Source organism: Paenibacillus sp. PastM-3 (genome assembly GCF_029893965.1).
Taxonomy (GTDB): Bacteria; Bacillota; Bacilli; order Paenibacillales; family Paenibacillaceae; genus Paenibacillus_AQ.
Genome location: NZ_JARXXP010000034.1, coordinates 1 through 26,064, shown reverse-complemented (window position 1 = coordinate 26,064; position 26,064 = coordinate 1). Strand labels below are relative to the sequence as shown.

Sequence of the window (26,064 nt, the reverse complement as noted above, 5' to 3'; positions counted from 1 at the left end):
GAAGGGGTAGAAACATATGATGGAGTTGTCGGCCTACCGTGATATTTTTATAGAAGAGCTTAATGACCAGCTTGAGCGGATGGACCAATCCCTGCTTGCCCTGGAGCATTCCGCGTCCCCTGAGCTGATCCAGACTCTGTTCCGCGCAGCGCATACGATAAAGGGATCATCCTCAACGATGGCCTTCAGGGAGATGAGCGATCTGACCCATGAGGTCGAGTATGCGCTTGAATGGGTCCGGGAGAAAAAACCGGAAATCAGCGCGGGACTGATTGATACATTATTCCGGGCTATGGATACGATGAAAACGCTGCGCACCCAGTATATAAGTGGGGAGTCTTATGCTGATTGCAGTGCTGTCGTCTCGGAGATCAAGGCACTGATCAAAAAGCCTGCGGCAGCGCCGCCGGTCTCTGCCCTTGTTCTGGACGCTGCGGAAACGCTGAAGGCAGAGGAAGCTGCCGCTGCCGGGATGCAGCTGATCATGCTAAACGTAATGCTGAAGGATGATTGCCTGATGAAGGCGGCAAGATATTTCATGCTCCAGCAGCGGATTGAAGATGTCTGCGGAGCAGTGATTTCCTCCCGGCTGTCAGATGAGTCTGCCTCGGGTGAAGAGGATGACCGTTACGGCAGATTTGCCGTGGTGGCGGCTACAGAGAAGGAGTTCCAGCAGGTGCAGTCGCAGCTCGAAGGTGATTCGGATGTGCAGACCATGGAGATCATACCCTATTTATTGAAGGCTTCGGTCCTCAGCATCGTAACGGTACAGGAAGCAGCGCCAGCCCGGGGGCCCTCAGAAGAACGGGCCAAGGGCAGTCAGCCAACAGTGCGGGTCAGCGTGGAGCGCTTGGATCACCTGATGAATCTCGTCGGCGAATTGCTGATCGACCAGACATCACTGGCTGGCTTGAATGCCACCAGCTTGCGGAATGATCCCGCCAGGGTGCTGCAGAATATAAGCAATGTGTCCGATCATATGGGAACTGTCATCAAGGAACTGCAGGAAGGTGTCATGAAAACGCGGATGCTGCCGATCGACCAGCTGTTCAGCCGTTTTCCGCGGATGGTTAGAGACCTTGCGCATAAGCTGGGCAAGGAGATTGAGCTGCAGGTGCAGGGCGGCGAAACAGAGCTGGACCGGATGATTATTGAGGAGCTGAGCGATCCGCTGATTCATCTGATCCGCAATAGCGCTGACCACGGGGTGGAGTCTCCGGAAGTCCGGGCAACGCGCGGCAAGCCGCTGAAGGGACGGATTACCCTGACCTCCTATCACGAAGAGAACCATGTGGTCATACGTCTGGAGGATGATGGCCAGGGAATCGATGCTGAGCGGATCAAGGCCTCTGCGGTTAACAAAGGAATTATCAGCCCGGAGAAGGCAGCGCTGTTATCGCCGCTGGAAGCGGTACATCTTATATTTGAACCCGGCTTCTCAACTGCCGCTGAAGTGAGTGAGGTCTCCGGGCGCGGTGTCGGGATGGATATTGTCCGCAGCCAGATCGGCCGTTTGAACGGTATCATAGATATTGATACAAATCCCGGTCAGGGAACCCGCTTCACAATCCGGCTGCCGCTTACGCTGGCAATTATTAAGGGGCTGCTGGTCAAAGTGAGCGGCCGGGTGCTCATCCTGCCGATGTATAATGTAGCGGAAATTATACGGATTCTACCGGAAGAGATTCAGACGGTCCAGGGGGAACGGGCGATTATTAATCACGAACGAATTGTTCCGTTCTCCTGGCTGCGCGACAAGCTGCATTATCCCCGTGCAGAGCGGTCTTCCCGGACCATTCCGGTCGTCATTGTCCGATCGGTTGACAAAATCGCTGCTTTTGCCGTGGACGAGATTATTGGCAACCAGGAGGTTGTCATTAAGACACTCAGCTCTTACCTGGGTCCGATGAACCACCTCTCAGGAGCGACGATTCTGGGAAACGGACGCGTTGCTGTTATTTTGGATGCCGCGTATCTTGTAAGTCATTAATTATAAAGTGAGTGCTTCAATCAGCCGGATATACGGGCTGCTGAAGCACTCATTTTTCATTTTGGCGGTGTATATAAATCCAATTGTTGGTTGAGAATAGAAAATAACTTAAACAGAAGGGAGTGGCAAAGCTGGATATTACATTGGGATCAGATGAGGTCATCAGCCGGATTAAGCAGCTCCAGTCGGGCGGAGGAAGCATCAACAAGAAGCAGGTTAAGCAGCATGACCCGGAATTAATGCGGAGTGCCCTGTACTATTTTCCAAGCTGGGAACATGCTGTGAAGAACGCGGAACTGCTGTAAAGAACATGTCAAACACAAAAGAGCCGGGACTGCAGAACTATCAATATAGTCTGTAATCTGCGGCTCTTTGTGCTTCAATTCACGTTGTGGCTACTCCGGTTGCTTGAAATTCTCAGGGCAAACCGTCTGCCGCTGGATCGCTTTCATGTTCAGATGAAGCTCATTCATGTATTGGTTAATTTTGAGCTGCAGCTTGCGGAGCATTTCGATCTGCATCTCATTAATACGGTCCTCCGCGCAAAAGGCTGAGCAGGACAATTGCCCGGCGCTATAAGACTTTGTTTCATCGACAACGGTATTAAGTTTTTCTTTGTAAATCCGCTTTACCGGACCCTCTTCCCCTCTAATCTCATAATAACGGCTTGTCTCCAGCAGAAGTTTCCAATGACTTACCTTAACGGCAAATTCATCCTTTTCGATTGCTGCCGAAACTTTCACAATTTTAATATGACTGTTCATGGTAACAATTCCTCCTGCACCCTACACCAAAACGGGATTCATTTCGCGGCAAAACTATTAGCGATTATATCATGCAGTACTGGCTTTTCCTACTGGAAGTTATGGTAAGTGGTCCGATTGAACTAAGTCTAAAGAACCTGTGAGTATCCAGGCGTTATCTGCAACTTTTTCCTGTTTCTGGAGTCCAAAGAATAGGTGGAATCAGAACATGAAGAAAGGGTTGATATTTATGAAAAAGAGCTGGCTGTTTTTGCCTGTTCTAGTGTTATTATTGGTTTTTCCTCCGGTAACCTCTGCTGCTTCAACCGCTTATTGCACATTATCCTGGGAAAACGGAGGCCAGTCAACAAGCCCGGCACTGCTGAAAGAAGGGACTGTTTATACCCGTGCCAACATCCTGGAGTCGGCTGGTCTGCAGGCTTTCCGGAGCAGCACACGCAGCGGGACAGTATACACGTATAGCGGATGGAAGAAGACGGTGACTGTAACAACAGCAAGTACAAAGGGAAAGCTGGATGGTCAGACTGTCAGCCTGGGCGGCCGGCCTTTTGTATATAAAGACGAGCTGTATCTGCCGGCCCGGTTCGTAGTACAGGCATTGGACGGAGAGACGGTAAGCTGGAACGCCAAAAGCAGGGTATTCACCGCCAAAAATCTTCAGTTCTTTTCAAGTGCCAGTGCTGTTTACGGAGGCGTTTCCTATACTATTGATAAGCAGACGGGAAAGCTGTATGCCCAAAGTCCGGCAGGCCAGCCCCGGCTGATTGCCAATCTTGGCTCCGAGCTGTACGACATGGTTCATTTTGATTTCCGCAAGACGGACGGAGGATTACTCTACCTGACAATCACCGATGTTTACGGAGAACCGCATATCAATAACAAGTGGTATACCCTGGTCATTAAGGACGGGATGGTGATCCGGCAGGCCAGTGTGGGCTATTGGATCCGTTACGGGGATAATGTGAAAATATACGGCGATAACCTGATTTTGACAGATGGCAGGCAGCTTAGAGTAATAGAGGACGGGACCGGAAAGGTAAAAGAGACGCTGGATCTGGTCAAGCTGGGCGGGATTGATGATAAGTATCTGGTCGAGGCCATGGATGACGACTTCCTGCTGATCCGTCCCAACCAGAAAGGGCTGCTTATGCTGATTGACCGCAAAACCGGGAGCAATACGCTGCTCTACAAGGAACTGCTCGACGCTGACCAGCAGCTTTATGCTGAAACCAATGACGTTCCGTTTTACGGGGATCAGCTTGAATTTATCCGGCGCACCGGCAATCTGCTGCAGTTCAAGAATCAGGCGGTTCTGGACGGCCGGATTTACGAATATGATCTGTCAAAGACTCGGCCTTAGGCTGAGTTTTTGACATTAAACCATGCTGCAGGGAGGTGCTAGAGCGGTTATGGAAATGCTGTACCATTATTACGAAAAAGCGCTGGGCCCCTTCCGGAATCTCTCGGATTTACCGGCTGCAGAGGCGGAAGAAGTACTGCGAACAATCCGTCAGGACAAGAAAGTCATGGCTTCGCGCAGACCTGAAGGTTACCTTGAGCGAAGAAGAGAGCTGGAGCAGCTCGCCAGGGAGCTGTTTACTGCAAAAGGCGGGAAACCCGTCCGCACAGTGCCGCACTATATGGTATTCGGCGAATGTGACTGGCTGAAATCATGGTACGCTGAGGGAGAAGCGGTTCAGCTGCACCTTTCAAGCTTTGACACCGATACACTATCATTCTCTTACGGCGATTTATTTCCAACTTTTAGTTCCAGGGTGCAGGACGGACGGGAATATCGGGGTCAAGTGTATACATACTATGAAATATTGCAGCTTATTAGAAAGTATGGACTGCCGCAGATCTGGAATAAAGACGGGACTGGCGGTCCGGAGCGGTATATTGAGGTACAGGTGTGGGATGAGGGTCCTTTGAAATCCCTGTTAGAGGAAATCAAAGACTGATCAGAATGGATTGTAAAAAAATTACGCATTTATAACGGAGGTGTAGTACAATTCATTAAGTTGCCCGGTCCGGGCATCTATTACATGGATTAAAGGAGACATATGATGACAAGGACTTCTAAAAAGGCTCACCCGATTCTATTTTCGCTCATGCTTGGCATTCTGCTGACCTTTCTGATTTCAGCCGCCTCCGCCGCCGCAACCATTATGGAATTAAACGACAACGGGGTAATAGCGGCCCAGGGAGCAGCTTTTCTGGTAATGGCAGTCATTGTTGCTGGTTATATGACGAGAGGCAACCGTTCGCTGGCGCAGTTCGGGTTCAGGCCCGTTCGTGCAGCAGAACTGCGGGACTCGCTGTATTACATACCGCTGGTAATCATTGCTCTGGTTCAACCGGTTATGGGCGGGCTTAATGTACAGCTCACTGCGGCCCAAGTACTGCTGTTTCTGGTGTTTACCCTGTTGGTCGGTTTTACTGAAGAGACTATCTTCAGAGGTATCATAAGAGATAAGCTGAAGGTTAAGGGGCCTGTATTTTATATCGTTTTTTCTTCGGTATTCTTTGGAATTTTACATATGGCGAACGCGTTAAACGGAAAAGATCCTTTGAGTGTCGTGCTTCAGGTAATCAATGCCTTCCTGATCGGCTTAATTCTTGCTCTGCTAATTGAGACGACGGAGAATATTATTCCGCTGATTCTGTTCCATTTTGTCTATGATGCCCTTGCTTTCATGACCAAAGAGAATCCCGATAAAGAGCTGACGGTGGTTATTGTACTAAACGTCCTGTATTTGCTGTACGGCCTTTACCTGGTATATAATCTGCGCCGCCGTTACAAGCTGGGCACTGCGCCGGCGAACCGGTTGAGCGTTTAGCCTGTGATCATCGTAAATTTACAATTGTAAAAGTGTAAAATCTGCGTAAAACCGCAAAAAAAGCAGCAATTTTCAGCCTCGGAGAGCCCAATATCCGGGGTTGGGAATTTCCGGGGAATACGACAAAATACGAAAAATTTTGGAAGTTTAAAATTTAGCAGAAATGCGCTACTATAGTGACATCACCAACAAGTAACTGCACAGATAACCGCTAAGCGGCTATCCTTTAAGCTTACTTATGGTGAGTACTCAAGGAAGGAGAGATTCCCAAAGAAACCATGAACCAGGGACAAGCTTTTCAGGCAAGACACATCTTGCAGTCGAAGGAGCGTGATTCCGTTGAAGCAGGTTAGCGAAGCGTACAATTACGGTTGACACAGTAGGGAAAACGTCCGTGAAAACGTTTTTCGTGTAATCGTGTACGTGGGGAACTCATCCCATATGCAGGACATGGGGCAATACTCCTTATCAGGAGCGAACGGGAAATACCGAAATTGAATGAACAATAACCATGTCAGGGATATGGATTGTGGCTGGAGGAAATGATTGAATTGAATAATGGATTGAACACATAAATCCCCGTTACCTAGGTTGATAAGGTAGTCGGGGATTTATGCGTTTATGCTAATAAAAGCTGTCAGGTTGCAGTTAATATAGGTAAGACCGATTCACGAAATACATCTGCAGCGCGTTTCTGCTTGCCGCGATTATCCTGGGTCAGGACAACAACGGTTTCCAGCTTCGGCAGAACATAAATAAACTGCCCGCCGTATCCCCGGGCGTAAAAATAATGAAGTTCTGATTCCGCAGCAGTATCAACGGATTGAGTATAGCTATCCGTCCACCAGTGCCAGGCGTAACCGCCGCGGCGGGGAGCTTCTGCCAGGAGGGCGGTTTGCGTAGAACGGTCAACCAGCTCTGAAGCAATCAGCTGCCGGTGGTCCCATTGTCCGCGCTGCAGATAGAGCTGGCCGAACCTTAGCAGATGAACCGGGCGCAGGCGCAGCCCGAAGCCGCCGGTATGAATACCCTGCGGGTCCTGCTCCCATTCATATTGTTCTATGCCCAGCGGACTGAACAGCACGGACTCCGCAAACCGGGCAACCGGCATCTCTGTACCTTCTGCCAGCAAAGCCGCCAGCAGCTGGGAAACACCGGAATTGTACTCCATATGCTCACCGGGATTGTGGGACAGCGGTTGCTCCAGCACATAATCTATCCAGTTCTCTGAGCGCGTCATGCGCGGGAAGGAGTTCTGGCCGCCAAATTCGGTCCAGTTAAAGCCTGGTGACATGGTTAGCAGATGCTCCAGTGTTATTGCAGCTTTGCGCGGGTCCCGGTCCTGCCGGAGCCGGGGATAAAATTCCGCCAGGAGCGTTTCCGGCTGCGGCAGCAGTCCTTTTTGCATGGCGATGCAGACGAGAGCAGACAGGATGCTTTTGGTACAGGAGTTGATTTTGGCGAGTTCACCGTCTGTGCCGGTTTCTCTATAATGTTCAAAGACCAGACGGCCTTCGGAGCTAATCAGACAGCTGCGTAACTGGTAGGGTGCGAGCGCTGCGGAAAGTTTGGATGTATCCATTTCTTGAGTTCCTTTCTTATGCTGCCGGATGGCGTAATCCGTTATTATATTTGTACATATCTGTTAACAGTGTACCAGCCTTATTGCAAAAAACGAAATGGGTGAAGAATTTTTGAGGTCTATCAACGCCATGTGCTCTTTTTGCGCAAAATAAATAGTAATAGACACAAATTTGTGAAAAAGTTCACGTAATAATTATCAAATTTTAATATATAATATGGTTATCAAAAAGAAATTAAATAAAAATTTATTGGGGGAATTGAGATGAAATTTGTAAAAAGTTTGCTGGTTGCCGGTATTGCTGCTGCGTTGTTGTCGGGTTGCGGTTCGAATAGTGATAATGCGGGAAATGAAGCGGCTGCCACTGCAACTGCTGCTGCACAGACCGATGCGGTATCGACAGCTTCCATCGTGAAAGAACAGGATCCGTTCCTGAAGGCAGTAAGTGCAGAAGGTAACTGGATCGTTGCGATCCTGAATGATCTGACTGTGGATCAGGATGTTGTTGTAGCCGGAGAATTCCATGATAAAGGCGCTGCCGAAAATGCAATTTACCGCAAGCTCGCCCTGTACGCACAGGATGCTGATCATAAGGTAACTGCTACTTATACGCTGACTGCACCAAAAGTGACTGTACAAAGCGAGAACTTCAGAGTTCAAGGCGGTACAATCAAAGGTGACGTATACGTAGAAGCGAACGGCTTTAACCTGTATAAAGATGCTACCATTGACGGTAACCTGTACTTTGCCAACGCAGACGTTCAAGCATCCGCTGTTATTGAAGGTAAAGTAACTGGTGTTACTGAAGTAAAATAATAATGTTCTGATCCGCAGATGATATTATAAATGAGGCCTGTGCGCTGACCCGAAAAGGGGTTGGTTTGCAGGCTTTTTTCTGTTTATATAGAAATATGTGGGAATGAGTCTATAAAGGGGGAATTGTTATGCTGGGACGATGGGTGCCGCTGCTCATTTGTTCATTATTTTTAATAATCCTGGGCTGCAGCAATCTTAAAGCTAGTGAGGTGTCCAGTATTAGGATCGAGTGTGTGGATATATGCAACAGGGAAGATTCGCAGGCAGAACCTTTTACCGAAAAGACCTTTACGGACCCGGAGGCGATTCGGGCTTTTGTAAATGCGGTCAATAAGGCAAGCAGGATAAAGGGAGAACTGGATTATGGTGTGACGTTCAGAATGTATGCAGCTTATAAAAACGGTGGAGAAAAAGTCTACAGCCTCAACATTTCTGATTCAAAAAAGGAGGGGATAAGGGGTCTGCTGGTGGACTCTAAAGATAGCGGAAAAGGCTACTCGATTCCTTCTAAAAATCATGAGGAGCTGCGGAAGCTTATTTATGGGGAGGACGCTAATTATAGTCAGATGAATGGAAACGAGGGGATTACCATCCGGCTGCAGTGTGTAGACTTATGCAAAGGCGAGCAGAAGCCGGCAGGGCTTTTCACCGAAAAGACCTTTACAGATCCGGATGAAACAAGCGAATTTATAAACGCCATTAACAAGGCCAGCAAAATGAACGGAATGTTAAATTACACGACTAACTTCCTGATGTATGTATCTTATCCAGAGCCGGAGGCTGCAGAGAAAGTATATGTACTGAATATCGCCAATGTGAAGGATGAAGGAGTCAGGGGGTTACTGGTGGACACGATGGATAGTGAACAAGGGTATGAGATCCAACCAGAATTCCATGAGGAGCTGCGGAAGCTAATTTATGGGGAGTAGTTTTGAACGGAGGACAGATCGGATTCGGCTGCGCCCGGAGCTATAACTCCTTTTGCTACAGTGAGGCTTGCGGTGAGACTACAGAAATGTACATTGAGCAAGCTTACAGGAGAAAAGGGGCTGCGACGGCATTGCTTAATCTGCTTGAAAAAGAGTTAAGCCGCCGCAGCGTGGTTAGTGTGAGGATTCTGACAGGCAGTAATAATCATTCGGCTCTGCGACCCTATGAAAATAACGGTTATTCGAGAGACAATGAGGCAGTGCTAACCAAGAAGCTTCTCTGATCAGAGCTTCACAGGACAGCTTCAGCCTCCGGTTCCTTAAATTGCAGCCGGTACAGCTCCGCATATACTCCGTTGCTGGACAGCAGGCTGTCATGAGTGCCTTCCTCGGCGACAGCTCCCTTATCCAGCACGATGATCCGGGTGGCGTTGCGTACAGTGGATAGCCGGTGGGCAATCACCAGTGTGGTCCGGTTCTGCATAAGCCGGTCAAGGGACTGCTGAACAAGCTGCTCCGATTCATTATCCAGGGCGGAGGTCGCTTCATCCAGCAGCAGAAGCGGTGCATTCCGCAGAAAAGCCCGGGCAATGGCGATCCGCTGGCGCTGCCCTCCCGATAAGCCTGTTCCGTGTTCACCGATCAGGGTCTCATAGCCTGCGGGCAGCTTTTGAATAAAGTCATCTGCTCCGGCAAGTCTGGCCGCTTCCCTGATCTCTTCATCACTGGCCATATCGCTGCTGAACGCGATATTGTCCTTAATTGATCCGGAGAACAGGTAAGGGGACTGCGGCACATAAGTAATCTTGCTTCGCAGCTCTGCAAGCCCGCCGGATGCGGATTGGCCGTAAACGGAAATATATCCGGCATCGGGCCTGAGTAACCCGCAGCACATCCGCATAAGGGTTGTTTTGCCGGAGCCGCTTGGACCGACCAGCGCAACCGTTTCGCCATGCCGGATGTGCAGATTCAAATCTCTGAACAGCTGCATCTGATCATCAGGTGCTGCGGAGTAGCTGTAGTATGCACCATGAATAGTTAATGCAGCAGATTCATCCGGATCAATCTGTAAGTGGAGGCTCGGGTGCCCATGCGGAATGTCATCCTCGGACGGTGCATCAAGAACAGAGAATATGCGGTCTGCCGCGCCAAGCGACTGCTGGACACCGCCCCAGGTCTGTGACATATGGACGAAAGGCCATTGAACACGCCCCATCAGAATGATGAAAGCAAGCACTTCCCCGGCAGAGGTCCCGCCCTTGATTGCCGAGTAAGCAATAAAGCCTGCGCAGACGACCATCACCAGATTGTTGATAAAAGCGGCGCTGTTCCATAACAATGTCGTTAACAGCGCCCGCTGCAGCAGCAGACGGTTCAGCCTCGTGCGTTCTGCCGCATATTTGTCCTGCAGCATCGTTTCCAGCGAAAAAGCCCGGACGATCTTCACACCCTGCAGGGTCTCCTGCAGAATGCCGCGCAGCTGGGCTTCAGCCTCGTAAATCCGGGTTGACAGCTGCCGCAATTTGCGGTCAAAAAAGCGGCTGGAGAAAAAGACGACCGGCCCGGAGCCAAGCGCGAGTAATGCGAGCCACACATCCATGGAAGCCAGGTAGAGAAAAGAAACAAAGCAGAGCAGAAGATTGTAGCTCAAATCGTAGATAATACTGCTGACTGTGCCCATCGCGGCTTCTGCATCCTTGGTGTTGCGTGAGGTAAGGTCGCCGGAATGCATGGACTGAATCTGCCGGAACGGCAGGCGGTGGGTCTTGTTAAACAGCGCTGCCCTCAGATCCCAGGCCATCCTGCTCTGAACGACAAACCGGTAATAATGCTGAAGCATCAGGCAGAGAATGATCAGGACACAGGCAGCGGCGACAATAACGCTCAGCCGGAGAAGTGAATCCATATCTGCGCTGTTAATGGTGTCAATGAACAGCTGCTGGATGGCTGCCAAACCGATGTCCATCACCAGTCTGGCGGCAAGCAGCAGGGTAGCCAGCAGCAGGCCAAGCCGGTAAGGAGAGGCATAAGGCAGCAGCCGGCTCAGAACGGTGCGAAGCGGTAACTTTCCGGCTTCTTTGGTCGTCATATCTGATTCTCCTCCGGCACAAGGGAATGATCCGTCCGGTGGACGGACTGTACCATATTGTAATATTTGCCCTCCATTGCCATCAGCTCCGGATGGGTTCCTTCCTCAACAACCGAGCCCGCCTCCATATAATAGATCGTGTCGGCATTACGGATCGTCGACAGCCTGTGGGCGATCACTACAGTTGTCCGGCCCTGCATCAGCTTTTGCAGCGCCTGCTGGACAACCTCTTCACTGTGGCTGTCAAGTGCGGCCGTCGGTTCATCCAGCAGCAGCAGCTCCGGCCCGCGGACAAAGGCTCTGGCAATGGATAGCCGCTGCCGCTCCCCGCCGGACAGGGTGATCCCCCGTTCACCGATGACAGTCTCATACTGCAGCGGAGTGCTCATAATGAACTCATGTATACCTGCATCCCGTGCAGCTTGTATAACTTCCTCTTTGGCAGCTCCGGATCTGCCCCAGGCAATATTCTCATACAGGGTGCCTGAGAAAAGATAAGGCTCCTGTGATACGTAAGCAAGACTGCTGCGCCAGACCTGCGGCGAAAGGGTTCCTAACGGCTGTGACCCGCAGCAGATGGTGCCGTTGTCGGGCTCGTATTCTGCCAGCAGCAGGCGGAGCAGGGTGCTTTTTCCGCTTCCGCTTGGTCCGGCTAAAGCGGTCACTTTGCCAGGCTCAATAGCAAGCTGCACCTGCTGCAGGACAGGATTGCCGCTGTAGCTGAAACTTACATTGTTAAAGGAAATGGGCAGTCCTTTGAGACTTGCTGTTACATTGTCCTGCTGTTGTCCGGGCGTCTGCTTCTGTACGCCTTGCTCCTGCCCGGGCTGTTCATTGTGCAGCTCAAACAGTTCAAAGATCCGGCTGCCCTGAGCCAGGGAGGTTTGCAGCTGTGCCCAAAGATTGGAGAGCCTGGAGACCGGATTCGTAATCTGCTCGAAGCTGATCAGAAATGCTGCCACCGCCCCCACATCAAGCCGTCCGCCAATGACGAGGTATCCTCCATAAGTAAGCAGATACAGCAGACCGCCTAAGATAACGGTAAAGTTCATATTATAGCCAACCGCTTCTGCACGGGAGAGCGGAACATGGAACTTGAAGTAATGCTGCACCCGCTCCATGAATTGCTGCTGCAGCCGTGAAGCCAGAGAGAAGGCGCGGACGACTTCAGCACCCTGTACGGAGTCCTGAATCAGCACTTGCTGGGCGGCTTCCACTTCCTGTCTTTTCCGGTACAGGCTGCGGATTCGTGAGGTGAAAGGCAGCATCACCAGCGGCAGCAGGGCGCAGATCAGCAGTATGCCCATGGTGAGCGTGAAATGAAGGGACATCAGGTAGGTAAGCAGAAAGAGGATCTGCAGCAGGCTGCTGAACAGCTCGACCGTCTTCAGGTTAATGCCTTGCTGCGCCGCAGGTGCGGAATCGTGAATACGGCTGATGAGATCGGCGGAATGATAGCGGTCCAGATCTTTCATCTTCACCTTCAGCAGTTTGTCCAGCAGGGTCAGCTGCAGCCGGGATGTGGATTTATACTCAAGCACTGCGGATAAATAGCTTTTTAGAAAATTAAAGACAACATCGACAAGTACAATAGCTAAAGCGAATATAGCGCTGGAAGCCAGGCTGGATATGTTATGCTCCGTGGCTGCATTAATAATCCGCCGCAATGCCTCAGCTAAGCCGACAGAGGTCAGTGATATAACGGCAGCAGCCAGACAAAGTGCAATGTACCAGCCGATATACGGCCTGCCGAGCTTCACTAAACGGATGAATGTGCCGGAAGCTTCTGATCTCTTCAATGGAGACCCTCCCTGATATCAGATGTAACCCTTGCAGCCGTGCACTGCATAGCTCAGTTCTCGTCGAGCATGACTTTTGCAGTTAAAGCCAGCAGCTCCCGTAACCGCTCAACATTCAGATGATAATACATGCGGTGATCCTCCCTTTTCACACTGATCAGATCCAGGAAGAACAGGAAGTTGGAATGATAATTCACGGCTGCCGGTGTAATGCCAAGCGCGGAGGCGATCTCCTGCCCGTAATGCGGGCGCTGCTTCAGTAATAGTACGAAATCAAGCCTCCGTTTATCAGAAAAGGCTTTCAGGAACAGCTCAGTCTGTTCTCGGTCAGCAGCCGGTCCGAATACCCGCTCATTATGGATACCGAAGATAACCCAGCCTACATTGCCGGCCGCAGTAGTAAAGTTCAAGAAATGATTACCGACCTGTGAAGCCTGGCTTACGTGAAAAGCAGTGGGGAAAGAGAGGAAAATTTCAGGCTCATTTTTGTGGATTTCACGGATAAACTGCTCAGGCTTGGCGGCGAATAGCGTCTCATAATGAGCAGAAGCCTGTTCAGAACGTTCCTTCAGCTGCTCCTTCCAGCAGATAAAGACATCCTTGTAGAACCGGCGGAGAAGCTGCATGTACCTGAGCTTGCATTCCTCCGGATGGGCAAGGCATTCCAGCAGCGGCTCCTGCGTAAGAATGACCTCCTGATGCGGGGGAGTATCCCTGACTAATGCGGCCAGCAGGCTGAGATTGCCTTTTAATGCTTCCCAATCCCTTCCTTGCAGCAGCTCCTCCAGCTTATCGTGATAAACCCCGAATACCATCTCTGTCAGCATCCATTCAGCCGGTATGGTCTCCAGTGATGTAATCCAGTCTTCCGCTGATTGCGGCTCAGGATTACTGCAGATGGACACATAGAAACCAAAGTCCAGCGTTTTATGAAGAAAATTGTGGCCGAAGAAAAACTGCAGCTCACGGAAAGTATGCGGTGACAGCCGGGCCTTGGTATCCTCGTAGAAGGAATCAGCCATGGAGTCCATTTCAATCTTATAATCCTGAGCCATGGCATACATCTGCTCTCCGCAAGCCGCCATGCCCATCGCCACGATAAATTCCAAAGCCTCGTTATAGGCGAACCGGATATTTTGCTGAAGTTGTTCGTTAAGCGTTTGTCTTTCCATCTGGACCTCCATTATAAAGTTAAGTGAAAATTAAATACTTGATTATACTCCACAATATTAAGTTATCACTTAATGTTAAAATAACCCATACCTGAAAAAGCGCATAGGATAAAAAGTCACTCCATATTATTTTTGGACAGCAGTTTCTTTGCCGGGGGAACGTTTGGGTTTATGTTCTGAGAGAGCAGAACCCGTTAAGGTAAGCGCAGTACCCAGTATAATAGCCCAGGTGAGCTGTTCCTGTAGAAACAGTACAGCTGCCGCCACGGTGATAACCGGGACAAGATAGATGTAGACACTTGTTCTGACTGCTCCGAGCATACCGACTGCCCGGTTCCACGTTACAAAGCACAGCGCGGAAGCTCCCAGACCGAGGAACAGCAGGTTCGCCAGATTGGCGGGATCACGGAACCGGTCCAGGCCGAAGCGGAAATCGAACAGCAGCAAAGCGGGCAGCATACCCAGCAGACCATAAAAAAACACTCTGCGGGTCACGCCGATGGTATTGTACTGGAGTGCGCTGATTTTGCGCATCAATACAGAGTACAGAGCCCAGACGACAGGAGCTAGCAGAGCCAGCAGGTCACCGAGCGGATTCAGCTGTAGCCGGAGGCTTCCGTTTAGAAGAATGCAGCCAATGCCGCTCAGGGCGATCAGAAATCCTGTGATGAAGGCGGGAGTAAGACGTTCGTCCGGTAAAGCGAAATGGGCAATCACTGCGGTGAGGAACGGGGCGATGGACACAATTACACCGACGTTAGAGGCGGAGGTGTAGAGAAGCGCAATATTCTCGATCAGAAAATACAGGGTCACACCACAGAGCCCGGCCGCAATGAATAACCCTTCTTCTCTAAAAGAGCCCGTCCGGATCCGCCGCGGATAGAGCAGGCACAGAACAGCATAGCCCAGAATAAAGCGGAAAAACAAAATCTCCAGCGGTGTAAGCCCTGTCAGCAGCAGCTTGGTCGAAATAAAGGTGGTCCCCCAATTGAGAATCGTGATAAAAGCCAGCAGATGACCGGTGACGGCGCTTCGATTAGCATTCATGATGAGGTCACCGCATGTGCCAGCATTTCCGCCGGGCTGGTAAAGATCCGCAGATATTGCTTAGGCGTTAAGCCGATCAGTTTTTTGAAGAAGTTACTGAAATGGCTCTGGTCGCTGAATCCGGTCCGCAGGGCCACCTCCATCGGCAAAATGCCCTGCTCCAGCAGCCGCTTGGCCTGATTGATGCGAATCGTCTCCAGGTAACGGTATGGGGAGATGCCTTTTTGCTTAGTGAACATACGCAGCAGCTGGTACTTGCTAAGTCCCGTCAATTCCGTGAGCTCGCCCAGTGTAATAGTGTCTGTATAATGATCCTCTATGTACCGGCAGACCTTTTTGATTTCTGCAGTAACCTCCCCGGCGGGACCGGCCGTACCGGCTTCTTCCGTATATTCCTGCAGCAGCAGCTCCAGCAGAAACAGCAGCAGCTCCTCCTTCTGAAAATCTGCCTGCTCCTCTAACAGCATCTGGTGCAGATCATGCAGCGGTGCAGCCAGTTCGCTCTGGAACAATACGGCTTGTGTAAAGCGCGGCAATTCGCTTTTTCCCGTAATCTCCTGCACATACTGGCGCATGATCTCAGGCTGAACGTTGATACAGCGGTAATCCAGCGTCCGCCCGTCCACCTGTTCACAGGAGTGCGGGTCCTGGGGGTTGAAAATAATGACATCTCCGCTGTTCAGAACATATTCCTCGTTGCCGCACTGCAGCAGTCTTTTGCCCTGTTCAATAAAACCAAGGACATAATAGTCATGAAAATGATTAGGGAACTTCTGCATAATCCCCTCAAAACGGTAAGCTTCCAGCTTCAAATCCTGATCAAAAACGACGGTCCGTACCTCACGGGACAACAGCTTCACCCTCTTTTTATATAATGTAAAGCAAGTATAATACAGGATGCTCCCCGGTTCTTGAATGATATTGCGGAGTTGGGGAAGGTTCGCGACCGTTTTTTGCCAGTTTATAGTATAATGTTCGGAGCAGGAAGGTCTGGGGAAAGTAGTGGAGAGTCTGAGCAGGAGGAGATGTACATGAACAATCCAATAGTACGCACAGCCAGGGCTCCCGCAGAAAAAAGGCTGCTTATAGGGATAAGTATAAATGTAATGTTGTGGATTTATATTTTGATTAACGGAAATATTCAGAACAACTTTGTAACATCGGCGATTCTTGCCCTGTTTGCTGCTGTTGAAATTATTTTGATATACCGTGCTTTTGCAGCCAGAAGATCCTTTGACATCATTCTTAATGAGGATAACCTTGTTATTGACAACCGGCAGATCCCGGCAGACAATGTCAAGACTGTTTTTGTAAAAGGCTACTTTACACCTGTTATCGGCATCAGACCTAAGGGAAAAGTGCTGGTTCCATATAAAAATTGCTTCCGTTTTAAAAGTGATAATGATGTAAAAATAATGACAGAGTGGGCGGAGCAGAGGCGGATTAAGGTAGCCCATAAAAATTTTAGCCGCTGGCTGTAAGAAACGGAGTGCCCGATATGTTCAAAATCATGCTGATTGAAGACGATGTTACGCTATTCACCGAAATTAAGGAACGCTTATCCCAGTGGTCGTATGATATTTACGGCGTCACCGATTTTGCCAAGGTGCTGCAGGAGTTCACGGCGGTTCAGCCGGAGCTGGTCATCATTGACATTCAGCTGCCGCTGTTCGACGGGTTTCACTGGTGCCGGATGATCCGGGCGCATTCCAATGTGCCGATTATCTTCCTGTCCTCGCGTGATCATCCGAGTGATATGGTGATGTCGATGCAGCTGGGGGCCGACGATTTTATGCAAAAGCCGTTCCATTTCGATGTGCTGATCGCCAAAATCCAGGCTACGCTCCGGCGGGTGTATAACTACAGCACCGAACGGACAGAGCTGAGAGCATGGCGCGGCGCCACGATTGAATATGTGAAGAATACCGTAACCAACAGCCAGGGTGCAGCTCTGCTGACCAAAAACGAAATGTTCATCCTCAAAATTCTGATTGAGCACAAGGACCGGATTGTGGACCGTGAAGAGCTGATCAAGAATCTGTGGGATAATGAGCATTTTGTGAGTGACAATACCCTGACCGTGAATGTGAACCGGCTGCGTAAAAAGCTGGAGCCGCTCGGGCTGGACGCTTTTATCGAAACCAGGGTCGGACAGGGCTACATGGCTACCGAAGAGGCGGCCTTATGATTGTCAAATACATAGCTGAAAAAAGAAGCTGGCTCTGCCTGCTGGCCGGAATGCAGCTGCTGATTCTGTTCGTGGCTTTTGTCGATGCGTCGATCCCTTTCCTGCCGGTGCTGTATATTGTGCTGTTGAATGTACTCGTCTGCACGCTGTTTGTGTTCTTCCGGTATCAGAAGGAGACCCGGTTCTACAGGACAATGGAGGCCTGGGATCAGGTGTATGATCTGGAGGCATTCCGGGAGGCGGACAGTCCGTTTGAGCACATCGTACAGGATGCGGTAACCCTCCAGACGGAGCGCTACCGGCGGGAATCTGCGGTGAACTTCCGGTTGCTGGAAGAGGAAAAGGACGATCTGCTGGCCTGGATTCATGAGGTGAAGACGCCGCTTACGGCAATGCAGCTGATGATCGAGCGTCTTCCGGATGAAACATTGCAGAACCAGATGATGTACGAATGGCTGCGGATTCATCATCTGCTCGACCAGCAGCTGCACCAGAAGCGGATACCTTTTATGCAGAACGATCTATTCATTGAGCATACAGCGCTTGAGCCGATTCTGAATAAAGAGATCCGGGGGCTGAGAACCTGGTGTATCCCGAAAGGCATCGGGTTCGATGTAGAGCTGGAGGCGGAAACCGTGCTGACGGACGGCAAGTGGCTAGGATTTATGCTGCGGCAGCTGCTGACCAATGCCGTGAAATACAGTGAAGCTTCAGATATTGTAGTACAGAGCCGGGAGCAGGACGGGCATGTGGTGCTGAGGATCAAAGACGAGGGTAAGGGAATTAGTCCCAAGGATCTGCCGCGTATTTTTGATAAAGGGTTCACCTCGGTGCTCGGACGTCAGGAGGGGGCGGCTACCGGCATGGGCCTGTACCTGACGAAGCAGGTGGCGGAGCCGCTGCTGATCAGCCTTGGCGTGGAGTCGGAGCCCGGAAAAGGTACAGCCTTCACGCTGACCTTTCCGCGGGCGAATGATTTTGTGAAGACAGGCGGGTCAGCCTGAACGGAGTCCGCATTCACGGATTTCGTTCAGCTCCACCGCCGACATTAAGCCGCACAGATACAAGTTAAGATATTCCTCAGACACACTTTGGTTAAAAATCAGCAAATCGTCAGTATTGATGGTCACCGGAACGCCGGCATCATACAGCGTTCTGACTGGATGGCTGGTATAATCCAGGGTACGGCCGAGCATCACATTGCTGGTTGGGCATACGTTCAGCCGGATGTGATGATCAGCCAGCCAATGCATGATCTGCGGGGAGGCTGCTGCGGCGATGCCGTGGTGCACCTCCTGGAGCTCCAGTTCCACGGCTGCTTCCAGCACGTCGTCGGCAGTGCCGAATTCGCCGGTATGGGCTTTGAGCACCAGTCCCGCAGATTTGGCTTTACGGTAGATGGAGCGGAAATTCCGGATCGGCTGCGCCAATTCGGGGCCGCAAATGTCAATGGAGCGGAACCATTGACAAGAGAAGATTTCATCCAGGCGCTCGTGAATGGTATCCGTATTACCGGCTCTGTCCAAAGAAAGCTCCGGCAGAAACGCAGTCTCTGGAACATAATGCTGACGCAGTCTGTCCATAATCCGGATAAAGGACTCCATGCCGCCGAGCGAGTCGATCTCATCTATCCCGAAGCTGAGTGCAAGCCGCTCAATTCCGTCGTCTGCAGCCTGGACAAAAGCGGCTTCGATTCGTTTAAGATAGCCTTCAATTCCGGGGCAATGGCTTTTCACGCTGCGCACGAACCATTCCTGCATTTCATCGAGTGAGGCAAAAGTTCCCGAATGAGGCTGGATCGTGATGTTAGCCCAGGCTTCTATGTACTTTAAATTTCCGCCCCTACCGGCGTGATTGTGCAGATCGCTTTTTGGGACATTACGCAGATCATCCAGCGAACGGTTCTCCAGGGCAGCGATAAATAGCTGTTTCATGGCCTCCTCCTGACAGACAAAATGACTACAAATGACTACAGGGAAAATATGGGCTTGGTTTCGTACCCTGAATATAGCACACCGGCTAACGACGTACCAGATAACGGGCGTGTGACAATAATGTCACATGCCCGTTCATATTGTTAGGTGAAACGCAGGAACATAAGCCCTGGCCCCGGTATGATTGAGGTACAGAAAAGGAGTGGTTGCGAAATGGTCATTTTACAAGCCAATAAAATTTACAAAACCTACGGAAATAAATTTAACAAGCAGGAAGTACTGAAGGGAATCGACCTGCAGGTGGACAAAGGCGAGTTCGTCGGCATAATGGGCGCGTCCGGATCAGGAAAAACAACCCTGCTGAATGTGCTGTCCTCCATCGACCGGGTCAGCCAGGGGACAATTGAGATTGAGGGCAAGGAATTTACCGGAATGAAGGAGAAGCAGCTGGCGGAGTTCCGCAAGCATCATCTGGGGTTTATTTTTCAGGAGTACAACCTGCTTGATACATTGACCGTCAAAGAAAATGTGCTGCTGCCGCTCTCGATCACCGGAATCTCCAAAAAGGAAGCACATCAGCGGTTTGCGCAGGTAGCGGGGGAGCTGGGGATTGCCGAGCTGCAAAATAAATATCCGGCAGAAATTTCCGGCGGACAGAAGCAGCGGACCTCGGCAGCGCGGGCGTTCGTGCATGAGCCGAGCATTATTTTTGCCGATGAGCCGACCGGGGCGCTGGATTCCAAATCCGCCTCTGACCTGCTGAACAAGCTGTCGGATATGAACCGGGGACGCCAGGCGACCATTGTGATGGTTACGCATGATCCGGTGGCGGCGAGCTATTGCAGCCGGGTGGTGTTTATCCGCGACGGGCAGATTTACACCCAACTCAGCAAGGGGGATGAACCGCGGCAGTCCTTCTTCAACGATATTATCAAAACCCAGGGCGTATTGGGCGGTGTCCAGTCATGAACCTGAATTATATTGTGTACCGCAATCTCAAAAAGAACATTAAAAACTATTACCTGTACGTCTTTGCCCTTATATTCAGTGTGGCATTGTATTTCTCCTTCGTTACCCTGCAGTTTGATCCTTCGATGGACGAGGTTGCCGGTTCGGTAAAAGGAGGCGCAGCGATCGGAACCTCTTCCGTTCTGCTGGTAGCCATTGTCGCGATCTTTCTGCTCTATGCGAACACGATTTTTATCAAGCGGCGCAGCCGGGAGATCGGATTGTTCCAGCTGATCGGACTTACCAAAGGCAAAATTTTCAGGCTGCTCAGCGCCGAGAACCTGATGCTCTATTTCGGATCATTGGTTGCCGGGATTGCCGCCGGATTCGCCATGTCGCGCCTGATTCTGATGATCCTGTTCAAAATCCTGGAGATCGACGCGATGGCCGAGCTGCGGTTCTCGTCAGAGGCGCTGGGGCGGACGATCATCGTTTTTGCGGCGATCTATGTGCTGATTATGCTGATGAACTATACTTTTATAAAAGGGCAAAGCATCCTGTCCTTGTTTAAAGTCAATGCAACCACGCAGACACGCATCCGCAAAATGCCGCTATGGGAGATTGTTCTCGGACTCCTTGGCATTGCCTTTATAGGGGGCGGCTATTATATTTCAACCCAGCTGTTCAGCGGAAAATATACTGAAATGTCCGAGCTGATGATGGCGATGATTACGATTCTGGCCCTGGTCATTATTGGAACCTATCTGTTCTATAAAGGCTCGGTCAGCTTCCTGTTTAATGCCATCCGCAAGAGCAAGCAGGGCTACCTGTCAATCAATGAGGTGCTCTCCCTGTCCTCTATCATGTTCCGGATGAAGTCGAACGCGCTGCTGCTGACGATCATCACGACTGTATCGGCACTGGCTATCGGACTGCTGTCCCTCAGCTATATCTCATATTATTCGGCTGAGGCTACCGCTAAAGAGAGCTCACCGGATGATTTCGGATTCGCAAGTGTGGAAGCGAAGGAGAAGTTTGCCCAGGCGCTGGATGCACAAAAGATTAAATACAAAGAGATTTACATGAAGCCCATTATGATGGAAGTGGATTCCAGCGGGATTGTGGAGAAGTCTGCTTTTAAATCCCCGGATGATCGTCTGCTTCTAACCGCTGTACTTAGTGAAAAGGACTTCGAGGGTATGGATTTGCAGCCGGAAGAAACAACGATTGTCGGTTACGGCGGGGCACTGCAGCGTTTCATGTCGCTCAGCGAAACGGGTGAAGTCGAATTTGACACAATAAACGGACCTGTCAGCCTGCAGGTTAACGGCAGCTCCTCTGAAGCTGTTTTGCCCTATTACTACGGCGGGGGCGGTGCTATTTTTGTAGTGGATGAGAGTAAGTATGAAGAATTTGTCCAGGCCCGGAATCCAAAGGTGCAAAGAGGAGAAGGGAAAAGCGATTATTACGGGATCGAGCTGGCCGACCGTTCACAGCGGGCTGAGGCCAATGAGATTTTCACGGAACAGAAGCCGGAGTATCCGAGCTTTTCCCAATATGAATATGAACTGAACCAGCGGAGCAATATGGGCCTGATCATGTTCATTGTCGGCTTTCTCGGCCTGACCTTCCTGATTACCTCGGGCTGTATTTTGTACTTTAAGCAGATGGATGAGGGCGAGGAGGAGAAGGGTGGCTATACCATTCTGCGCAAGCTGGGCTTTACCCAGGGCGATCTGCTGCGCGGCATCCAGTTCAAGCAGCTGTTTGGCTTCGGCATTCCGCTCGTAATCGGCCTTTGTCACAGCTATTTTGCGGTCAAATCCGGCTGGTTTTTCTTCGGTACGGAAATGCTGACGCCGATGATTCTGGTGATGGTGCTGTATACGGTGCTGTATTCGATCTTTGGCTTCCTGTCCGTGCTGTATTACAAGCGAGTGATCAGAGAGTCACTGTAACCGGTTCTGATGAAAAGAGGCAGTTCAGCCCGCTCCCGGCGGATGCTGGGCTGTCTTTTTGTGCTGCGTATAGCAGAAATATAGTTGACATTTTCCTGAATATTACATATCTTTACGGGATACGCTGACGATACCAAATCTTCAAGCGGTGCATAAGCAAGCAGTACATAGGAGGTATATCATTTTATGGTTGAGGACATCATTCAGGTGGGTCAAATCGGGCTGAACGTCATGCATTCAATACAAGAGGGCAGAGAGACCGTGTTATTCCTTCATTTCAGCGGAGGCAATCTGCATATGTGGAACGGTGTGCTCCCGCAGTTTGCAGAGCGGTACAGCATCATCGCGCCGGAATTCCGCGGACACGGCAAATCGGATAAGCCGCATACCGGCTATCATATCGACGGCATGGCACAGGATCTTTATCTGCTGCTCCGGGAGCTGCAGGTGGAGCGTTGCCATGTTGTCGGCAGCTCGATGGGGGCAGAGATCGGCCTGAGCCTGGCTGCCGCGCATCCGGAGCTGGTCCAGTCGCTGATTCTCGAAGGGGCGCTCTGCAATGAGTTCGGTGAGCACGGCTTGTTTAACGGAACAGCGGAGGAGATTGAGGAGAGGAAGAAGCATATGCGGGCTGAGCTGGCAGAACGGCAGGAACGTGTGTTTACGAGCAAGGCGGAATATGTCGCCGAGGAACGTGCCGGGCTGGAACAAGAGGGTCTGTGGAATGAGCATTTCCAGCCGTTCTATGAGAACGGTCTGCAGCAGCTGGAAGACGGTAGATATACCTACTGCTACCTGAACCGTGTGCGTACAGAGTATATTCAGAAATTCTGGGATTTGAAGTTTGAAGCTTATTACCGGCAGGTAGAGTGCCCGGTGCTGTTTCTGCCGAGTGAAGCGGAGTGGGCGAATGAGCGGGTCCGCAGCAGCCTGGATCACTTTGCCAGTCTGGTACAGCAGGCTGAAATTAAGAGGATTTCGGATTCGATTCATGCCTATGTCTGGCTGCTGCAGCCGGCAGAAGCTGGACAAACGGTACTGCGGTTCATCGCCAGGCATTCTGTATCAGGTTAAAGGGACAGGTACCGCTGCTGGAATGGTGGCCGGACAGAAACCGGGATTCGATTGGCACAGCTGCCCGGCATACGCCGGGTCCAGCTTGGCAAACTCGGCAAAGTAGCTGCTGATGATGTGATTCAGGCCGACCGCTCCAAGCTGGAAGGTGAGTGTGACAAGCTCGGGAACGTGGCTGTAATAGAATCTTTTATCGCGTTTTGGCAGCTTGTAGACTGTGGGCGGGACAAAGGTTACAGCGTCAAAAGTATTGGCGATGCGGTAGCTGGTACGGATATACGAGTTGAACACTTTTTTGAAGGCAGGGTCCCCGACTCTCGGTGAACCATAAGTGAACAGTGCAGGTGACGTGAAGGTCGTATTGGCAGCTGCATCAACCGCACACAAGGTGGCAAGTGCTGCACCGAGACTGTGGCCGGTGACGGTTAAGGGCTTGCCGGATGGCAGGGCGTGGAGCGCGGATATCAGCTCATTTCTGGCGGTGGCGTAGATATCGGTAAATCCCCGGTGGGTCAGGCAGTCCTGCTTAATATATTTGAAGCTGCGCTGCGAGGCGATCAGATCGGATATCCAGTCGGCTTGCTGGCTGGTGCCGCGGAAGGCAACGATAATCTCATCCGGAGATTCCAGTATAAAGCCGAACCGTTCGCGCCCGCTGCCGAAGGATTTGGCATAGATGGTATGTCTCAGCGTATAATTCTGCGGAATCACAAATAAGCCGTCCGGATTATTCAATTGTACATATGTCTGACTGCATATGGCTGCCAGGAAAATCGCCCGCTGCTCAAACCCGCTATTGTTCCTCACCCGCATCCCGCCCTTCTTATTACCACTATGTATGTTGATATGGGCGGATTGGTGCCTGTAAGTAACTTGTAATTGGAAGAAGGAGGCTGGCCATGAAAGCCGTTGGTTTCGATCTTGGTGATACGTTGATTTATTATGAAAATGTACCGCTCAGCTGGAGGAACCTGTACCGGTCAGCGCTGATTCAAATCATGCAGGCCATGCAAGTCCGGTTTACCGAAGCACATATCCTGCAGGCTGAGCAGGTGTTGTCCCTGTATAATACCCGGATATATCCCAGGGATTTCGAAGTGACCGACCTGGAGGTTTTTGATAAAGTACTTGCAGCATGGGGAATTAGCGGCAGGAAGGCGGATGAGGCTGCCAGCATATTTTTCAGCTTTTTTCAGCAGCGCTCCAAAGCGTACACTGATGCGGCAACTGTGCTAAAAGAATTGAAGCAGAGAGGCTTGCCCGTGGGAATTTTAACAGATGTTCCCTATGGGATGAGCATGAAATATGTTCAGCAGGATGTCGAACCTGTCCGGGAATATATCGATGTCATCCTGAGCTCTGTTGAGATCGGGTACAGAAAGCCGCGGACTGAAGGATTTATACGATTAGCCAAAGAGCTGGGAATAGCTAAACAGAATATGCTTTATGTTGGTAACGAGGAGAAAGATATTATCGGGGCTAATCAGTCTGGCATGGTTTCTGTATTAATGAATAGAGATCAGCTGTTAAAAAACTGGGGGCAGCAAATCACAATCCGTTCCCTTACCGAAATATTGAATTATATTTGACGCATGAGCAGATCTGCAGCATATTGAGAACGATCAGTAAAAATAATTCTTTACCGTCCGTTCCCGTTATGCTAAACTGAGTACAGATAAGGGAAAACGGGCAGTCAGCTTTTATTTTTTTGAATAATTTAGAATGATCGTTCCCGTATAAGCCATCATTCTCTGATCTGTAGGTCATATCACCGCTATATTACAAAAAAGGAGTGTAAGAGATGGGAAAACTGGATGGAAAGGTAGCTTTGATTACCGGAGGAAACAGCGGTATCGGTCTGGCGGCAGCCCGGTTGTTCGTCAGTGAAGGTGCCAAGGTGGTTATAACGGGCCGAAATGCCGGCACACTGGAAGCAGCTGTCCGAGAACTGGGCAATGAGTCTGCGCTTGCGGTGCAGGCAGATGCGGCTGATCCGGACAGCTCAGCCAAGGCTGTAGCAGCTGCAGTTGAAAGGTTCGGCAGACTTGATATTGTCTATGCAAATGCGGGAATCAGCGGCTCAACACCGCTTGGCAGCACGGAGCTGTCTGCATTTGAAGAGGTGCTGAGAGTGAACGTGACAGGGGTATTCTTCACCGTTCAAGCGGCACTGCCCTATCTGCAGCACGGCGCTTCAGTAATCCTGACCGGGTCCGTATTGGCAGGGGCAGGCAGACCGGGCGGCTCAGCCTATGCGGCCAGTAAAGGTGCAATCAGCAGTATGACCAAGGTACTGGCCGCTGAGCTGTCACCGAAGGGGATACGGGTTAATAATGTCGTGCCTGGGGCTACCCGAACGCCAATTTGGGGCCAGTCTACACCGGAGGGCTGGGCTCAGCTGGAAGCCGGCATGTCACGCTCTATCCCGCTTAACCGGCTCGGAGAGCCGGAGGAGATCGCGAAGGTGGCCTTGTTCCTGGCGTCTGACGATTCTTCCTTTATTCAGGGTGCCGATATCAGCGCTGACGGGGGAGCGGGAGCAGCGCCGCTGGGTGCACCCATTTATCGTCAAGCTTAATAAAGGAAGATAAGAACATAGTCCCAAATGAACCTGCGCCCAGCGCGGGTTTTCGGTTTTAAGAGACCAAGATCTTGTCCTTTGGGCTGGACAAGATCTTGGTGCTATTGCCGATATGATAATTATCGAAAGTATAAGAAAGAAAAGGGCAATTTCTAAAATGAAACTTTTATCTAAAAAAGCTGAGAATACTCCACCCTCGATAGGGTGGGGATGAATCTGCGGTTTTTGACTTCAAACCGAACGTATGTGCTATAATAGGAATAATATTACTAAAAATGAGGTGTCGCACATGCTGATTCATCGAGCCTATAAATACCGGATTTACCCTACAGCGGAACAACAGCAACTCATAA

The 26,064-nt window shown here is 50.6% G+C and carries 26 protein-coding genes; 17 read left to right on the top strand and 9 right to left on the bottom strand.

What is annotated here, in order from left to right:
- Positions 1-16 precede the first annotated feature (16 nt).
- Both M2108_RS27810 and M2108_RS27805 read left to right on the top strand, forming a co-directional pair.
- Complete coding sequence (locus M2108_RS27810; protein WP_277472655.1) at positions 17-1,990, top strand: chemotaxis protein CheA; 1,974 nt, start codon at positions 17-19, stop codon at positions 1,988-1,990.
- A 122-nt stretch (positions 1,991-2,112) separates the two neighbouring features.
- Entirely contained in the window at positions 2,113-2,295 is a 183-nt protein-coding gene (locus M2108_RS27805; protein ID WP_277472677.1) for a hypothetical protein, read from the top strand.
- A gap of 90 nt (positions 2,296-2,385) precedes the next feature.
- Here M2108_RS27805 and M2108_RS27800 read toward each other — a convergent pair whose 3' ends face one another.
- Positions 2,386-2,754: a hypothetical protein gene (locus M2108_RS27800; protein WP_277472654.1), complete on the bottom strand. Its 369-nt coding sequence runs from the start codon at positions 2,752-2,754 to the stop codon at positions 2,386-2,388.
- 208 nt (positions 2,755-2,962) lie between these two features.
- Between M2108_RS27800 and M2108_RS27795 the strand changes: the two genes are divergently transcribed.
- The 3 genes from M2108_RS27795 (at position 2,963) to M2108_RS27785 (ending at position 5,594) form a co-directional block, all read left to right on the top strand.
- The gene (locus M2108_RS27795; protein WP_277472653.1) at positions 2,963-4,114 is read left to right on the top strand and encodes a copper amine oxidase N-terminal domain-containing protein; all 1,152 of its coding nucleotides are present in this window, start codon (positions 2,963-2,965) and stop codon (positions 4,112-4,114) included.
- A gap of 49 nt (positions 4,115-4,163) precedes the next feature.
- Positions 4,164-4,715: a hypothetical protein gene (locus M2108_RS27790; protein ID WP_277472652.1), complete on the top strand. Its 552-nt coding sequence runs from the start codon at positions 4,164-4,166 to the stop codon at positions 4,713-4,715.
- Positions 4,716-4,820: 105 nt separating this feature from the next.
- Positions 4,821-5,594, top strand: coding sequence for a CPBP family intramembrane glutamic endopeptidase (locus M2108_RS27785; protein ID WP_277472651.1), 774 nt, complete (start codon positions 4,821-4,823; stop codon positions 5,592-5,594).
- Between the two features lie 637 nt (positions 5,595-6,231).
- On the opposite strand, the gene M2108_RS27780 is transcribed toward M2108_RS27785, so the two are convergent.
- Positions 6,232-7,176, bottom strand: a complete 945-nt coding sequence (locus M2108_RS27780; protein WP_277472650.1) for a serine hydrolase domain-containing protein — start codon at positions 7,174-7,176, stop codon at positions 6,232-6,234.
- A gap of 264 nt (positions 7,177-7,440) precedes the next feature.
- Between M2108_RS27780 and M2108_RS27775 the strand changes: the two genes are divergently transcribed.
- The 3 genes from M2108_RS27775 (at position 7,441) to M2108_RS27765 (ending at position 9,205) form a co-directional block, all read left to right on the top strand.
- Positions 7,441-7,992, top strand: coding sequence for a polymer-forming cytoskeletal protein (locus M2108_RS27775; RefSeq protein ID WP_277472649.1), 552 nt, complete (start codon positions 7,441-7,443; stop codon positions 7,990-7,992).
- Between the two features lie 128 nt (positions 7,993-8,120).
- Entirely contained in the window at positions 8,121-8,921 is an 801-nt protein-coding gene (locus M2108_RS27770) for a YhfM domain-containing protein (RefSeq protein ID WP_277472648.1), read from the top strand.
- Positions 8,922-8,923: 2 nt separating this feature from the next.
- Positions 8,924-9,205: a GNAT family N-acetyltransferase gene (locus tag M2108_RS27765; protein WP_277472647.1), complete on the top strand. Its 282-nt coding sequence runs from the start codon at positions 8,924-8,926 to the stop codon at positions 9,203-9,205.
- Between the two features lie 8 nt (positions 9,206-9,213).
- Here M2108_RS27765 and M2108_RS27760 read toward each other — a convergent pair whose 3' ends face one another.
- From M2108_RS27760 to M2108_RS27740, 5 genes are all read right to left on the bottom strand, one after another.
- Positions 9,214-11,010 carry an ABC transporter ATP-binding protein gene (locus M2108_RS27760; protein ID WP_277472646.1) on the bottom strand — a complete coding sequence of 599 codons (1,797 nt, stop codon included), beginning with the start codon at positions 11,008-11,010 and terminating at the stop codon, positions 9,214-9,216.
- Positions 11,007-12,809, bottom strand: a complete 1,803-nt coding sequence (locus M2108_RS27755) for an ABC transporter ATP-binding protein (RefSeq protein ID WP_277472645.1) — start codon at positions 12,807-12,809, stop codon at positions 11,007-11,009. Before M2108_RS27755 ends, M2108_RS27760 begins: the two co-directional genes overlap by 4 nt.
- A gap of 53 nt (positions 12,810-12,862) precedes the next feature.
- Positions 12,863-13,981, bottom strand: a complete 1,119-nt coding sequence (locus M2108_RS27750; RefSeq protein ID WP_277472644.1) for an ArsR/SmtB family transcription factor — start codon at positions 13,979-13,981, stop codon at positions 12,863-12,865.
- A gap of 126 nt (positions 13,982-14,107) precedes the next feature.
- The gene (locus tag M2108_RS27745) at positions 14,108-15,028 is read right to left on the bottom strand and encodes a DMT family transporter (RefSeq protein ID WP_277472643.1); all 921 of its coding nucleotides are present in this window, start codon (positions 15,026-15,028) and stop codon (positions 14,108-14,110) included.
- Entirely contained in the window at positions 15,025-15,879 is an 855-nt protein-coding gene (locus M2108_RS27740) for an AraC family transcriptional regulator (RefSeq protein ID WP_277472642.1), read from the bottom strand. Before M2108_RS27740 ends, M2108_RS27745 begins: the two co-directional genes overlap by 4 nt.
- Positions 15,880-15,939: 60 nt before the next feature.
- Here M2108_RS27740 and M2108_RS27735 point away from each other — a divergent pair, with 60 nt between their 5' ends.
- The 3 genes from M2108_RS27735 to M2108_RS27725 are packed head-to-tail and all read left to right on the top strand — an operon-like array spanning position 15,940 to position 18,220.
- Entirely contained in the window at positions 15,940-16,509 is a 570-nt protein-coding gene (locus M2108_RS27735) for a hypothetical protein (RefSeq protein ID WP_277472641.1), read from the top strand.
- Positions 16,510-16,526: 17 nt separating this feature from the next.
- Positions 16,527-17,216 (top strand): response regulator transcription factor, encoded by a 690-nt coding sequence (locus M2108_RS27730; protein WP_277472640.1) that lies wholly within the window; start codon positions 16,527-16,529, stop codon positions 17,214-17,216.
- Positions 17,213-18,220: a sensor histidine kinase gene (locus tag M2108_RS27725; protein WP_277472639.1), complete on the top strand. Its 1,008-nt coding sequence runs from the start codon at positions 17,213-17,215 to the stop codon at positions 18,218-18,220. The genes M2108_RS27730 and M2108_RS27725 overlap by 4 nt, the downstream gene beginning before the upstream one ends.
- Here the strand turns inward: M2108_RS27725 and M2108_RS27720 are convergent.
- Complete coding sequence (locus M2108_RS27720; protein ID WP_277472638.1) at positions 18,212-19,150, bottom strand: amidohydrolase family protein; 939 nt, start codon at positions 19,148-19,150, stop codon at positions 18,212-18,214. The two genes, M2108_RS27725 and M2108_RS27720, sit on opposite strands and share 9 nt — an antisense overlap.
- A 213-nt stretch (positions 19,151-19,363) precedes the next feature.
- Between M2108_RS27720 and M2108_RS27715 the strand changes: the two genes are divergently transcribed.
- The 3 genes from M2108_RS27715 to M2108_RS27705 all read left to right on the top strand — a co-directional run bounded on the left by M2108_RS27715 (position 19,364) and on the right by M2108_RS27705 (position 23,130).
- Entirely contained in the window at positions 19,364-20,119 is a 756-nt protein-coding gene (locus M2108_RS27715; protein ID WP_277472637.1) for an ABC transporter ATP-binding protein, read from the top strand.
- Complete coding sequence (locus M2108_RS27710) at positions 20,116-22,056, top strand: FtsX-like permease family protein (RefSeq protein WP_277472636.1); 1,941 nt, start codon at positions 20,116-20,118, stop codon at positions 22,054-22,056. The genes M2108_RS27715 and M2108_RS27710 overlap by 4 nt, the downstream gene beginning before the upstream one ends.
- 186 nt (positions 22,057-22,242) lie before the next feature.
- On the top strand, positions 22,243-23,130 hold the full coding sequence (locus M2108_RS27705) for an alpha/beta hydrolase (protein WP_277472635.1): 888 nt from the start codon (positions 22,243-22,245) through the stop codon (positions 23,128-23,130).
- Here the strand turns inward: M2108_RS27705 and M2108_RS27700 are convergent.
- The gene (locus M2108_RS27700; RefSeq protein ID WP_481856955.1) at positions 23,122-23,937 is read right to left on the bottom strand and encodes an alpha/beta fold hydrolase; all 816 of its coding nucleotides are present in this window, start codon (positions 23,935-23,937) and stop codon (positions 23,122-23,124) included. The genes M2108_RS27705 and M2108_RS27700 overlap by 9 nt on opposite strands.
- Before the next feature lie 92 nt (positions 23,938-24,029).
- Here M2108_RS27700 and M2108_RS27695 point away from each other — a divergent pair, with 92 nt between their 5' ends.
- The 3 genes from M2108_RS27695 to M2108_RS31710 form a co-directional block, all read left to right on the top strand.
- Positions 24,030-24,719 (top strand): HAD family hydrolase, encoded by a 690-nt coding sequence (locus M2108_RS27695; protein WP_277472633.1) that lies wholly within the window; start codon positions 24,030-24,032, stop codon positions 24,717-24,719.
- A 212-nt stretch (positions 24,720-24,931) separates the two neighbouring features.
- Entirely contained in the window at positions 24,932-25,708 is a 777-nt protein-coding gene (locus tag M2108_RS27690; RefSeq protein WP_277472632.1) for an SDR family NAD(P)-dependent oxidoreductase, read from the top strand.
- 247 nt (positions 25,709-25,955) lie between these two features.
- Positions 25,956-26,064, top strand: a 109-nt coding sequence (locus tag M2108_RS31710; protein WP_481857223.1) for a helix-turn-helix domain-containing protein, incomplete at its 3' end; no start/stop codon positions are given.